General features: G+C 51.7%; 11 protein-coding genes. All 11 read left to right on the plus strand.

The features are described 5' to 3' along the window. A partial coding sequence (gene rpoC, locus Q5911_RS12035; RefSeq protein WP_303183082.1) for a DNA-directed RNA polymerase subunit beta' occupies positions 1–3542 on the plus strand: 3542 nt, incomplete at its 5' end. Between the two features lie 142 nt (positions 3543–3684). Continuing rightward, complete coding sequence (locus Q5911_RS12040; protein WP_303183084.1) at positions 3685–4638, plus strand: tyrosine-type recombinase/integrase; 954 nt, start codon at positions 3685–3687, stop codon at positions 4636–4638. A gap of 69 nt (positions 4639–4707) precedes the next feature. After that, entirely contained in the window at positions 4708–5271 is a 564-nt protein-coding gene (locus tag Q5911_RS12045; protein WP_076779560.1) for an HD domain-containing protein, read from the plus strand. A gap of 147 nt (positions 5272–5418) precedes the next feature. Then, a complete protein-coding gene (locus Q5911_RS12050; RefSeq protein WP_303183086.1) occupies positions 5419–6171 on the plus strand; it encodes a CpsB/CapC family capsule biosynthesis tyrosine phosphatase in 753 nt (250 codons plus the stop codon). Further along, complete coding sequence (locus Q5911_RS12055; RefSeq protein ID WP_303183088.1) at positions 6143–6916, plus strand: YveK family protein; 774 nt, start codon at positions 6143–6145, stop codon at positions 6914–6916. Before Q5911_RS12050 ends, Q5911_RS12055 begins: the two co-directional genes overlap by 29 nt. A gap of 13 nt (positions 6917–6929) precedes the next feature. Further along, entirely contained in the window at positions 6930–7616 is a 687-nt protein-coding gene (locus Q5911_RS12060) for a polysaccharide biosynthesis tyrosine autokinase (protein WP_303183090.1), read from the plus strand. A gap of 11 nt (positions 7617–7627) precedes the next feature. Then, a complete protein-coding gene (locus tag Q5911_RS12065; protein ID WP_303183092.1) occupies positions 7628–8332 on the plus strand; it encodes a hypothetical protein in 705 nt (234 codons plus the stop codon). Positions 8333–8347: 15 nt separating this feature from the next. Beyond that, positions 8348–9790 (plus strand): LCP family protein, encoded by a 1443-nt coding sequence (locus Q5911_RS12070; RefSeq protein WP_303183094.1) that lies wholly within the window; start codon positions 8348–8350, stop codon positions 9788–9790. A gap of 254 nt (positions 9791–10044) precedes the next feature. Next, the gene (locus Q5911_RS12075) at positions 10045–11952 is read left to right on the plus strand and encodes a nucleoside-diphosphate sugar epimerase/dehydratase (RefSeq protein ID WP_303183096.1); all 1908 of its coding nucleotides are present in this window, start codon (positions 10045–10047) and stop codon (positions 11950–11952) included. A 430-nt stretch (positions 11953–12382) separates the two neighbouring features. After that, on the plus strand, positions 12383–12889 hold the full coding sequence (loaP, locus tag Q5911_RS12080; protein WP_281725751.1) for an antiterminator LoaP: 507 nt from the start codon (positions 12383–12385) through the stop codon (positions 12887–12889). A gap of 78 nt (positions 12890–12967) precedes the next feature. Next, on the plus strand, positions 12968–14224 hold the full coding sequence (locus Q5911_RS12085) for a DegT/DnrJ/EryC1/StrS family aminotransferase (protein WP_303183099.1): 1257 nt from the start codon (positions 12968–12970) through the stop codon (positions 14222–14224). Positions 14225–14237: the final 13 nt, after the last annotated feature.

A 14237-nucleotide genomic window follows, 5' to 3' on the forward strand; every position in this document is an offset into this window, starting at 1 on the left:
TCTGTGAGCGCATCTTCGGACCCAGCAAGGACTGGGAGTGTCATTGTGGTAAATATAAAAAGATCCGTTACAAAGGCGTTGTCTGCGACCGCTGCGGCGTTGAAGTGACAAAATCCAGCGTGCGCCGCGAGCGTATGGGCCATATCGCCCTGGCTGCCCCGGTGTCACATATCTGGTACTTCAAGGGAATTCCCAGCCGTATGGGACTGATCCTGGATCTGTCCCCCAGAACGCTGGAGAAAGTGCTCTACTTTGCCTCCTACATTGTGCTGGACAAAGGAGAGACAGACCTGATGTACAAACAGGTGCTCTCCGAGCAGGAGTACCAGGAAGCAAGAGAAAAATGGGGCAGCGCATTCCGCGTGGGAATGGGCGCGGAGGCTGTCAAGGAGCTTCTTGAGACCATTGATCTTGACAAGGAGTACGAGGAGCTGACTGCAGGCCTGGAAGGGGCCAGCGGCCAGAAGAGGGCAAGGATCGTGAAGCGCCTGGAAGTTGTGGAAGCCTTCCGGGAGTCCGGCAACAAGCCGGAGTGGATGATCCTGACAGCCATCCCGGTCATCCCGCCGGATCTTCGTCCTATGGTACAGCTGGACGGCGGACGTTTCGCCACCAGCGACCTGAACGACCTTTACAGAAGGATCATCAACAGAAACAACCGTCTGAAACGCCTGCTTGAGCTGGGCGCGCCGGACATTATCGTAAGAAATGAAAAGAGAATGCTGCAGGAGGCGGTAGACGCCCTCATCGATAACGGAAGAAGAGGACGTCCGGTCACAGGACCCGGAAACCGTGCCCTCAAGTCTCTGTCCGATATGATGAAAGGAAAATCCGGACGTTTCCGTCAGAACCTTCTGGGAAAACGTGTTGACTACTCCGGACGTTCCGTTATTGTCGTGGGACCGGAGCTGAAGATCTATCAGTGCGGTCTCCCAAAAGAGATGGCTATCGAGCTGTTCAAGCCTTTCGTTATGAAAGAGCTGGTACAGAACGGAACAGCTCACAACATCAAAAACGCCAAGAAAATGGTGGAGAGACTTCAGCCGGAAGTGTGGGATGTGCTGGAAGACGTTATCAAGGAGCACCCGGTTATGCTGAACCGTGCCCCTACGCTGCACAGACTGGGTATCCAGGCATTTGAGCCTATCCTTGTAGAGGGTAAAGCCATCAAGCTTCATCCCCTTGTATGTACCGCCTACAACGCGGACTTTGACGGAGACCAGATGGCTGTCCATCTGCCGCTGTCTGTGGAGGCTCAGGCAGAGTGCCGCTTCCTTCTGCTCTCACCGAACAACCTGCTGAAACCGTCAGACGGCGGACCGGTGGCCGTTCCTTCACAGGATATGGTCCTTGGTATCTACTATCTGACACAGGAGAGACCGGGAGCCTTAGGAGAAGGTAAATTCTTCAAGAGCGTAAACGAGGCGATCCTGGCCTACGAGAACCAAGCTATCACACTTCACTCAAAGATCCAGGTGCGTGTGTCCAAGACCATGCCGGACGGAAGTGTGAAGACAGGAACCATCTCCTCCACACTTGGAAGGATGCTCTTCAATGAGATCATTCCCCAGGATCTTGGATTTGTAGACCGTGAGATCGAGGAAAATGAGCTTCTCCCGGAGATTGATTTCCACGTAGGAAAGAAACAGTTAAAGCAGATCCTTGAGAAAGTTATCAATACCCATGGCGCTACAGCTACGGCGGAAGTGCTGGACAATGTAAAAGCCATCGGTTACAAATATTCCACAAGAGCGGCCATGACCGTATCTATCTCAGATATGACCGTGCCGCCGCAGAAACCGGAAATGATCGCTCAGGCCCAGGAGACAGTGGACAGGATCACAAAGAACTTCAAGCGTGGTCTTATCACAGAGGAAGAGCGTTACAAAGAAGTCGTAGAGACATGGAAGGCAACCGACGATGCCCTGACAGAGGCGCTGCTTTCCGGTCTGGATAAATACAACAACATCTTTATGATGGCGGACTCCGGAGCCCGTGGTTCTGACAAGCAGATCAAACAGCTTGCCGGTATGCGTGGTCTGATGGCAGATACGACAGGACGTACGATCGAGCTGCCTATCAAGTCCAACTTCCGTGAAGGTCTGGACGTACTGGAGTACTTCATGTCCGCCCATGGAGCGCGTAAAGGTCTGTCCGATACGGCTCTTCGTACAGCTGACTCCGGTTACCTGACAAGACGTCTGGTAGACGTTTCCCAGGAGCTCATCATCCGTGAAGTGGACTGCCGCCGGGAAGGCGATGAGATCCCGGGCATGTACGTGCAGGCGTTCATGGAGGGCAACGAGGAGATCGAGAGCCTGCAGGAGCGTATCACAGGACGCTACCTGTGCGAGAGCATCAAAGACAAAGACGGCAATGTCCTTGTAAAGGCAAACCACATGGTGACACCGAAGAGGGCAGAGCTGATCATGAAGAAAGGTGTGGATGAGAACGGCGAGACACCTAAGAAGATCAAGATCCGTACCATCCTTACCTGCCGCTGCCACAACGGTGTGTGTGCAAAATGCTACGGCGCCAACATGGCCACCGGCGAGCCTGTACAGGTGGGCGAGGCTGTCGGCATTATCGCTGCTCAGTCCATCGGTGAGCCGGGTACACAGCTTACCATGCGTACCTTCCATACCGGAGGCGTGGCCGGTGACGATATCACACAGGGTCTTCCCCGTGTGGAGGAGCTTTTCGAGGCGAGAAAACCGAAGGGTCTTGCCATCATCACCGAGTTTGCAGGAAAAGCTGTCATCAACGACACAAAGAAGAAGAGAGAAGTCATCGTTACCAACGACGAGACAGGCGAGTCCAAGGCATACCTTATTCCTTACGGATCCAGGATCAAGATCCAGGACGGACAGATGCTGGAGGCCGGCGACGAGCTTACAGAAGGTAGCGTGAATCCGCATGATATCCTGAAGATCAAGGGACTGCGCGCTGTACAGGATTACATGATCCAGGAAGTACAGAGAGTGTACCGTCTGCAGGGTGTTGATATCAATGATAAGCACATCGAGGTCATCGTGCGCCAGATGCTGAAGAAGATCCGCGTGGAAGAGAGCGGAGACACAGGTTATCTGCCGGGCACAATGGTAGATGCGCTGGAGTTCGAAGACAAGAACAAAGAACTTATGGCAGAAGGAAAAGAGCCTGCAACAGGCGAGCAGATCATGCTCGGTATCACCAAAGCATCTCTTGCAACCAACTCCTTCCTGTCAGCTGCATCCTTCCAGGAGACAACCAAGGTGCTGACAGAGGCTGCCATCAAGGGCAAGATCGACCCGCTTGTAGGTCTGAAAGAAAACGTCATCATCGGTAAACACATTCCGGCCGGTACAGGTATGAGAAAGTACCGCGATGTAAAGCTCAGCACAGAGCTGGCCATCGAGGAAGAGGATGATGAGATCCTGACAGACGACATGGCTTCCGCCGGAGAGATCCCGGAGAGCCAGCCGGCGCAGGAGACAGATCTTTTAGAGCAGGAGCCGGAACTGGAGACAGAGGCCGCTTCTGAGGAGATCATCCTGGAGTAAGAGGGTATCCATCTTTCTGACAAAAAAACAGACAAAAACAGCTGTGCACCGACAGAGAAAGGATCTGCCGGTGCACAGTTTTTTTGTATTCCTTTTTATACTGGTAGTACAACACGAAACAGAGGATGAAAGGAGTCAGAAAATGGAGAAAGAAATCTACTACAATGAGCTGCTGGAAAGATGGTTTGAGGCGCAGGGGACACAGCTGGCTGCGTCCTCCTATGCAAAGTACTACCAGCTTTACACCAATCACATCCGCCCTTTTTTTCTGGGAGTGAAAGTTTCCGACCTGTCAGAAGAGCTTCTGGAGCAGTTCAGGGGAGAGCTGGAGAGCAGAAAAGCCTGCCGCTGCGGAAGGGCACTGTCCGGAAGTACGGTAAAATGCGTCATCATGCTGGTGAACCGGGGACTGTCCGAGGCGCACAGAGAGCAGTTCCTGGACCGCGCGATGCGGATATCAGCGAAGTGTCAGAGAAGCCGGACCGAGATCCAGGTTTTCTCAGAGGCAGAACAGAGAAGACTGGAGGCTTATTTAAGCAGCCACTCGGACATCAGCAGGGCCTGCATCTACCTGTGTCTGTATACAGGCCTTCGGATCGGGGAGCTGTGCAGCCTTACCTGGCAGGACATTAATATGGAAGAGGGGTATATCCGTGTGGAGCGGACCCTGCAGAGGCTTAAGAGGCGGCAGCCGGAGGGCAAGAGGACTGTCCTTGTCATGGGAAAGCCAAAGAGCAGCTCTTCGGACCGGGTCATTCCCTTTCCGGATTTTATGCGGGAGAAGCTGGAAGGATTCCGCCAGACGGGAAAAGAGAAGGGGTACATTCTCTCCGGCTCCGAGGTAGATCCTCTGGATCCCAGAACGCTCCAGTACCGGTATAAAAAGTACCTGGAGGAGGCGGAAGTGCCATACAGGAAGTTCCACACCTTGCGGCACACCTTTGCCAGCCGCTGCCTCATGGCAGGTATTGACGCGAAGACTCTCAGCGAACTTCTGGGGCACGCGGACATCCGGACTACGCTGAATATTTACTGTCACACAACCCTCCAGTACAAAAAGGAGCAGGTCAACCGGCTGCAGCCATTTTTTTCGTGAAACAGGTTATCATTTCAGAGAAAATATGTTAAGATATAGAGCGGATGAAAAAGACAGGAGGAACAGGATATGAACAGAGAACAGGCGCATGAAATACTGATGAAATACATGCAGGGCGAAAACTACATCACCCACTCCTATGCAGTGGAGGCTATTATGAAGGGACTGGCAAAACGACTGGCTCCGGATGAAGTGGAGTACTGGGGTATCGTAGGACTTCTCCATGACCTTGACGAGGAGCAGTGCGACTGGGCCCACGACATGAGTGTACACGGCCCCACATCGGTTGAGATCCTGAAGAAAGAGGGGATCGAAGATCCGGTGCTGTTCGACGCCATAAAGGCACACAACCCGAAGTGCGGCATGAAGGCAAAGACAAACCTCCAGTACGCTGTGCTTGCGGCAGACCCCATGAGCGGTTTCATCAAAGCTGTAGCGCAGATTTATCCGGACAAAAAGATTGCCAGTGTAAAGCATAAATCTGTCATCAAGAGGTTTAACGAATCACGCTTTGCCAAGGGGGCAAACCGGGATTACATGGAGATGATCGAATTCACAGGTCTCTCTCTTGATGATCTGATCGACATTGCCCTGGAAGAAATGGGCGCTATTGCTGATGTGCTGGGCCTGTAAACACGGTAAAACTGGCTATTTTTGCTAAAAATAAGTGAATTCTTCAAAATTAGAGAATTTTCCCACAAAAAGTGGTATGATAATCTATTGAATGTGGATCAATTTCAGCGTATAATGAAATCCACACATGAGCAGAGGAGGCTGCGGATGGACAGATACATTGATATGCATTGTCATATCCTTCCGGGAGTCGATGACGGCGCTCAGAGCATGGAGGAGACACGCCGGATGCTGATGACGGCATACCAGGAGGGAGTGCGGTATATCATCGCGACTCCCCACCACCATCCCCGCAGGGGGAGGGCAACGCCGCAGCAGCTGCGCGAGCAGCTGAAAAAAGTGCGTGAGGAAGCCGCGAAGATCAGCGATCGCCTGAAGGTCTTTCTTGGGACAGAGATCTATTTTGGGCAGGACATTCCCGAAAAACTGCAAGAGAATAGTGTACTTACAATGAATCGGACGAGATATGTGCTAGTGGAGTTTTCCCCGTCCGATCCTTTTGAGTATATACACCGGGGAATACAGCGTATCCAGATGAAGGGATACATTGTGATCCTTGCCCATGCGGAGCGCTATGAGTGCCTGAGAGAAGATTTTGACAACGTGGAATATCTGGACGAGATGGGCGTGCTGATCCAGGTCAATGCAGGAAGTATTACAGGAAGCGGCGGACGAAAACTCAAGAAGTTTGTAAAAGCCCTTCTGGAGAGCGAGATGGTCTTCTGTGTGGGGACCGACGCCCATGACAATGAGAAGAGGGCGCCTCATATGAAAAAGGCGGCTGAGTACGTGAAGAAAAAATATGGTGAAGATTATGCGAGGAGGATTTTCTTCAGCAACGCGGCAGAGATGCTGAGGAAAAAGAAGAGGAATGAATCAAGAGAAAGTAACAAGTCGTGATTTTGAAAATGAAGAAATTACTATTGACCTGACAGAGCTTTTCATGGCTCTGTGGAGCAAGATCCATCTGATCATCCTGGCGGGCATCCTGATGGCCTTCGTGGCCTTTGCCGGGACAAAGCTGCTGATCACCCCCATGTACACATCCACGACGAGCATGTATGTGCTCACAAGGACAGGGGACAGCAGCGGCGTAACGTATAACGACCTGCAGACAGGTACACAGCTGACCCAGGATTACATGGAGCTGGTAAAGAGCCGACCGGTCCTGGAGCAGGTGATCGCCGTGCTGAATCTGGACATGACGACGGCAGAGCTGAGCGAATCCATTGCAACGGAGAATGCGGCCAACACCCGTATCCTGACAGTGGGTGTGGAGAATGAGGACCCGAAGATGGCAAAAGAGATCGCCGATGCGTTGCGTGAGTCCGTCAGCATCAAGATCACAGAGATCATGGAGGCGGACGCGGTGAATACGATCGAGGAGGCCAACCTTCCTACAGCGCCCTCCTCTCCCAATGTGATGCGCAACATTGCCATCGGCGCCCTGCTGGGTATCCTGATCGCCGCAGGCATCATTATCCTGATCTTTATCCTGGACGATACCATCAAGACGCCGGACGATGTGGAGCACTATCTCGGACTGAACGTACTGACATCCATTCCCATTGCGGAAGGTGCACAGAAAACCAAAAAAGTGAAAGGTCTGTCTTCTAAAAAGCTGCAGAAGCAGATGAAGCGCTAGGAGGATGTAGAAGATGCAGGAAATTGTATTAAAAAATATCACAAAAGATTACCGGAGCAACGAGGCGTACAAAGCGCTCCGGACCAACATTGAGTTCTCCGGCGCTGACAACAAGGTGATCGTGCTGACCAGCTGCACGCCGGATGAAGGAAAGAGTACCGTATCCCTCAATCTGTCTATCTCCCTCGCGGAGAGCGGGAAGAGAGTTCTCTTTATTGACGCGGACCTGAGAAAGTCCGTCCTGACAGGACGCCACAGAGTGACGGAGGAAGTCAAGGGACTGAGCCATTTCCTCTCCGGACAGGCTGAGGTGGATGAAGTGATGTACAAGACCCAGGAGGAAGGGCTGATCGTCATGTTTGCAGGCGTGGTGCCGCCCAATCCCTCTGAGCTCCTGGGACAGAAAAGGTTTGAGGCGCTGATCTCCAGCGCAAGGAAGGTGTACGACTACATCATCATCGATGCGCCTCCGCTGGGAAGCGTGATCGATGCCGCTGTCATCGCAAGAGTGTGCGATGCGTCTGTTCTCGTTACAGCGGCCAATGCAGTCAGCTATAAATTTGCCAGAACTGTGAAAGAGCAGCTGGAGAAGACAGGATGTCCGATCCTGGGCGTTGTTCTGAACAAAGTAAATATGAAGCAGAACAAATACTATGGAAAATATTACGGAAAATACTACGGGAACTACGGGGAAAAATAGAGGATAAAAGGATGAAGAAACTACACGCAGCGGGAGCGGTCCTTTTACTGGGCTGCATAGTCCTTGGAATTATATCTGTTGTCTTATATATGGGGCAGGATCACACGGCCCCCGAGATTACCATAGAAGAGGCCGACATCACCTACACGGAGGGGGAGGCCTACACTGCCCTGATGGAGGGAGTCACGGCCAAGGACGACCAGGACGGTGATCTGACCGATCAGGTTTTCGTGGACAAAGTGATCCCCACCGGGGAGGATACTGCCATGGTCTATTACGGGGCCATCGACAGCGCGAAAAATGTAGCCACAAAGGGAAGAAAGATCCATTACATCCCGGCAGCAGATGAGACGTCTGCCGAGGAGACAGCCGAAACTGTCCAGCAGACAGAAGAACAGCAGGACGCTGAGGCTCAGGAGCAGACAGGGGAAGAGCAGGCCAGCCAGACCCCGGAACTGACGCCAAACGGCGAAAGACCTGTACTGGCTCTGAACACGACAGCGGCTACCGTGGCGGTGGGGACTGGTTTTGACCCCATGAGCGTGATCCAGGGTATGGTGGACGACAAGGACAGCGTGGACGTCCTCTCCCAGAAGATCATGGTAGACGGTACATATGACACAGCGGTGCCGGGTAATTACAGCCTGAGTTTCTATGTGATGGACAGTGACGGCAACACATCAGATCCCATTGCGTTTACCCTTACCGTACAGTAAAAGGAGATAGATAAAATGGTACAGCACAGCCACTCCCATGGAGGAGGAAAAAAGCAAAAACACCTGGCAGGAAAGCTGATCTCACTTGTGCAGCTGATCTTATCCGTCGCATTTATCATCGTGGCGTGGAACAGCGGCATGGTGCCTGTGAAATATCTGATCGCAGTCATCGTAGTTCTTTTCCTGCTGTTTGCCCTGACCTTTGGTCTGCAGTATGTGAAAAACAAGATCTTTATTCTGGGGATCGTGCTGAGTGTATTGATCAGTATCTGCCTGGCAGTGGGCGTGGTCTATCTGTCCAAGGCGAACAGGCTTCTGGAAGACGTGGGAGGCGCGACCTACAAGACCGACAACATGATCGTGGTGGTAAAAAAAGACGATCTTGCGCAGAATCTTCTGGATGCAGGCAATTACCGCTTCGGCACACAGACAGCTGTGGACCAGGAAAATACCCGGCTTATGAAGGAAGACATTGAGAGCGCGGTGGGCAGGGAGCTGCTCGTGGTAGAGTACCCCAGCATCCAGGAGGAGGCCCAGGCTCTTCTCGATGGAACCATTGACGCGGCGATCTACAATGAAGCCTTTGCAGGCATTATCGAAGATTCCATAGAGGGATATTCCGATCAGGTAAGGATCCTTTACCAGTACGGAATTGACACACCTATTGAGCAGGAAGAGACAAATGTGGAGGAGCCCTTCAACGTATACATCAGCGGTATCGATGTATCTGGACCCATCACCACAAACAGCCGGAGTGATGTGAACATCATCATGACCGTGAATCCGAACACCAAGAAGATCCTTCTGACTACAACGCCCCGTGATTACTACGTGACGCTTCCGGGTGTGTCCGGAGAGTCCAGGGACAAGCTGACCCATGCGGGCATCTACGGCGTGGATGTGTCCATGAGTACGCTGGAAAATCTCTACGGTATTGACATCACCTACTATGCAAGGGTGAACTTCACATCCCTTGTCACCATTGTGGACGCCCTGGGCGGTGTGGATGTCAATTCAGAATATGCCTTTGAGGCCGGCGGCTATCAGTTCCAGCAGGGGATCAATACGCTGAACGGCGACCAGGCTCTGGCTTTCTCAAGAGAGCGCTACAGCTTCACAGAGGGAGACAATCAGCGAGGCAGGAATCAGGAGGCTGTACTGACAGCGATCCTGCAGAAAGCCATGTCGCCTGCCATCCTGACAAATGCAAACCAGATCATTGCCAGTGTCAGCGACAGCGTGGAGACAAACATGACCCAGGAGGATATGGCGAAGTTCATCAACATGCAGCTCTCTGACGGAGCAAGCTGGAGCATCGAGTCCCAGGCAGCCACAGGAACCGGCGACAACCAGGCCTGCTTCTCATCCGGCAGCCAGCTACTCTACGTCATGTGGCCGGACGACGCAGTCGTTGCATCTCTGAGCAGCAAGATGCAGCAGATCTTAAGCGGACAGTAGACCGGCAGCAGGACGCAGTGTAAAATAGAGGTTAAAACTGTCAAAACCAAGGGGAAACCCTTGAGTTTTGACGGGATAAAGCGTATTATATATAAATGACGGCAGAAATAGGGGGAGGGGGCAAACATAATGAGTGTTGATCCTATGATGGCGATCATAGCCGCAGCCCTGGCGGCAGCAGCCGGAATCGGGCTTTTTGTCAAGCGCAGGCTTGCAGAAAAAGATAAAATATAGATACCAAAGGAAATGAGAATATGAAAAAGTATTTTTCGGAACATTTATGGATGCAGAGGGCGATCGTACTGGCGTTTATAGATGTGTTATCTATATTGGTTTCTTATCTGCTTGCTCTGCTTTTGAGATTTGACCTGATCTTCTCGGCTGTGCCAAGAGAATATATAGAAGGTTATATCTGGTCTATGCCCTACTGGGTTATTGTGACCGTTGTTGTATTTTATGCATTCCGTCTGTATCACAGTATATGGAGGTTTGCCGGATTTGAAGAGCTGAAGACCCTGATCCAGGCGTACATCGTTCTTCTGATCCTCTATGTGGCAGGTATGTTTTTCATGCGGCTGCACATGCCCAGATCCTACTTCTTTATGGGGTATGTCCTCAGTATCGTACTGACAGGGGGGAGCAGAATAGCCTACAGGCTGCTTTCCTCATGGACGAAGAAAAATAACAAAGAGAAGGCCGAGGAACCGGCGGACAGAGTCATGGTCATCGGCGGCGGACAGGCCGGCCTTGCTGTCATCAAGGAGATGATAAGCAGCAACCATCTGAATACTAAGGTCTGCTGCGTTATCGACGACAACCCCAACAAAAAGGGAAGAGTGCTGGAGGGCGTTCCCATTGTGGGAAACCGCAACGATATTGTGGAGAAAGTCAAAGAATACAAGATCACCCGGATCGTGTATGCCATTCCGGCCACCACAGGCGCCAACCGGAAAGCCATCCTGAACATCTGCAAGGACACAGGATGCAAGATGCAGACCGTACCCGGTGTCTACCAGCTGCTGAATGAGGAAGTCAGCGTGACGAAGCTCAGGGATGTGGAGATCACGGACCTCTTAGGGAGAGCCCAGGTCAAGGTCAACAACTGTGAGATCATGAAGGTGCTCAAAGACAAAGTGGTCATGGTGACCGGCGGAGGCGGCTCCATCGGAAGCGAGCTGTGCCGGCAGATCGCCTCAGCCCAGCCAAAGACATTGATCATCTTTGACATCTATGAAAACAATGCCTACGAGATCCAGCAGGAGCTGAGACGGAAGTACCATGACCTGCATCTGGTCACCCTGATCGGATCTGTGAGAAATACAAAGAGAGTCAATTCGGTCATTGAAAAGTACAGACCGGAGATCATTTTCCACGCAGCGGCGCACAAGCACGTGCCTCTCATGGAGGAAAGCCCCAACGAGGCGATCAAGAACAATGTGGAAGGAACGTATAAAGTGGCCAAGGCTGCCGCGAAATACGGCGTACATAAATTCGTACTGATCTCCACAGACAAGGCGGTGAATCCCACCAATATCATGGGCGCATCCAAGCGTCTCTGCGAGATGGTGGTGCAGATGATGGACCGCCAGTCAGATACAGATTTTGTGGCTGTGCGCTTCGGAAATGTACTGGGAAGCAACGGTAGCGTGATCCCGCTCTTCAAAAAGCAGATCGCAGAGGGCGGCCCTGTCACTGTGACAGACAAGCGCATCATCCGCTACTTCATGACTATACCGGAGGCAGTATCCCTGATACTGCAGGCCGCCTACTATGCACACGGCGGCGAGATCTTTATCCTGGATATGGGTGAGCCGGTCAAGATCGACGACCTGGCAAGGAACCTGATCCGCCTGTCCGGCTATGTCCCGGATGAGGATATCAAGATCGAATACACAGGCCTTCGTCCCGGTGAGAAGCTCTATGAGGAGCTGCTTATGGACGAGGAAGGCATGACAGAGACAGAGAACAAGCTGATCTTCATCGGAAAACCCATCGAGATGGACGACGAGGACTTCAAGAAAAAACTGGATCTTCTGGATCAGGCCAGCCGCATGGAGTCTGACCGGATCAAGGAGCTGGTGGCCCAGATCGTCCCCACCTACCAGTACAAAAAGCCGGAAGGCCAGCAGCAGACAGCAGAAAAACAGCTGACAAACAGTTAAGATTTATATATAATGTCATAGGGACAGAACAGACACTTGTCCCAAACAGAAAGACAAAACTTCAAGGCTTCAAATCGTCGCTTTGCCGCGTTTGGAGCCAAAAAGGGTCATAAGGGTATGCTTTGCTTTTGAGCATGCATAGTCACCTCATGCCATACTTGAGAGAAGGAAAAGGCAGAGGTGATATGCGCGGTCAAAATGGCGAAGCATACCCTTTTTGCGTTGTGCGGAGGGATTGCCCCTTACACAGCGCGAAGAGGGACGACCCAGGGATGCGCAGCGTGCAGAAATGAAGATGCTGCATACGCAGCCTGCACGCGCGCAGGAGTTCCGCAAGCGGAACTCCATCTTTATGCATGGTCTGTAAGACTATGTATGATAAGGATCCCAGGCACAGAATCTTACACAGGCAAAGCAGAAAGGACTGCCCATGTGGTATGTAGTCCAGGTCCGCACAGGGACCGAGGAGGACATCCAGAAGCAATGCGAAAAACTGATCTCAAAGGAGACGCTGGAGCGAAGCTTCATCCCCTACTGCGAGCAGATGAAAAGGTATCACGGGGAATGGCACAAGGAGACAAAGATCCTTTTCCCAGGCTACATCTTCCTTGTCAGTCCGGATAAGGAAAAGCTGTTCTTCCAGCTCAAGAAAGTCATGGGGCTCACCAAGCTGATCGGCACCGGCGACGAAGTGGTACCCCTCACAGAGGAGGAGATCCACTTTCTCCTGGAGTTTGGGAAAGATGAACAGATCGTGGAGATGTCAGAGGGCATCATCGAGAACGAACAGGTCATCATCACAAGAGGTCCTCTCAAAGGCCATGAGGGGCTGATCAAAAAGATAGACCGCCACAAGCGGAAGGCCTACCTGGAAATGGAGATGTTCGGCAGGAAGCTGGAGACCCAGGTGGGGCTGGAAGTTGTGGTGAAGAGATAGGGAATATGGAGAATAAAAATGAGAGTCCGGAGGGGCTCTTATTTTTGTGGGGAAAATTAAGAAAAAAGGAAAGAGATTATGAATACAATTGTTCCATTTCAAAACAAAGTGTGGCTTTCCAGCCCGACCATGCATGGCCCTGAGCTGGAATACGTGAAAGAAGCTTACGAGACAAACTGGATGTCGACCGTGGGAAAGAACATTAATGAGGTAGAAAGGATGGCCTGTGAGAAAGTAGGCTGCAGATATGCGGTGGCTCTTTCAGCAGGGACAGCTGCTCTGCATATGGCAGTAAAGTTGGCGGGAGTGAAATCTGGGGAGAAAGTATTCTGCTCAGATATGACCTTTGACGCCACTGTCAATCCGGTGGTCTACGAGGGAGGAGTTCCTGTATTTATCGATACAGAATATGACACCTGGAACATGGACCCGATAGCCCTTGAGAAAGCCTTTGAGCTGTATCCCGAGGTAAAAGTGGTGGTCATGGCCCATCTCTACGGCACTCCCGGAAAAATTGATGAGCTGCAGGCAGTCTGCGACAGGCATGGAGCGATCATTATCGAGGACGCTGCAGAATCTCTGGGAGCAACCTATAAGGGTGTGCAGACAGGCACCTTTGGATCATACAATTGCATTTCCTTCAACGGAAATAAGATCATCACCGGTTCTTCTGGCGGCATGCTGTTGACAGATGATGAAGAAGCAGCCAATAAAGTCCGGAAGTGGTCTACCCAGTCCAGGGAGAACGCACCCTGGTACCAGCACGAGGAACTGGGATATAACTACCGCATGAGCAACGTGATCGCCGGTGTTGTCAGAGGACAGTTCCCCTATTTGGAAGAACACATTGCCCGGAAAAAAGCTATCTATGAGAGATACAGGGAAGGCTTTAAAGACCTGCCAGTGACCATGAATCCGTATGATGCCAAGAACAGCGAGCCGAACTTCTGGCTGTCCTGCATGCTCATCAACCCGGAGGCCATGTGCCGCCAGGTAAGAGGTGAGCAAGAGGCTCTGTATATTACAGAACCTGGAAAATCCTGTCCCACAGAGATCCTGGAGACACTGGCATCCTGCAACGCAGAGGGGCGGCCCATCTGGAAGCCCATGCATATGCAGCCCATCTACCGGATGAATGGATTTGTGACAAGGGAAGGTAACGGAAGAGCAAAGACAAATGCATATATAAGAGGCGGAGCGCTTGGAAAAGACAGAAAGCCGCTGGATGTGGGTATGGATATTTTCCAGAGGGGGCTGTGTCTGCCAAGTGATAATAAGATGACGGTGGAAGAGCAGGAACAGGTTATTGAGATTGTGAAGGGATGTTTTAAATAGATAATTAGAATGC

Origin of the sequence: Lachnoclostridium phocaeense (assembly GCF_959599685.1) — a bacterium.
In the GTDB taxonomy this organism is placed as follows: Bacteria; Bacillota; Clostridia; order Lachnospirales; family Lachnospiraceae; genus Claveliimonas; species Claveliimonas monacensis.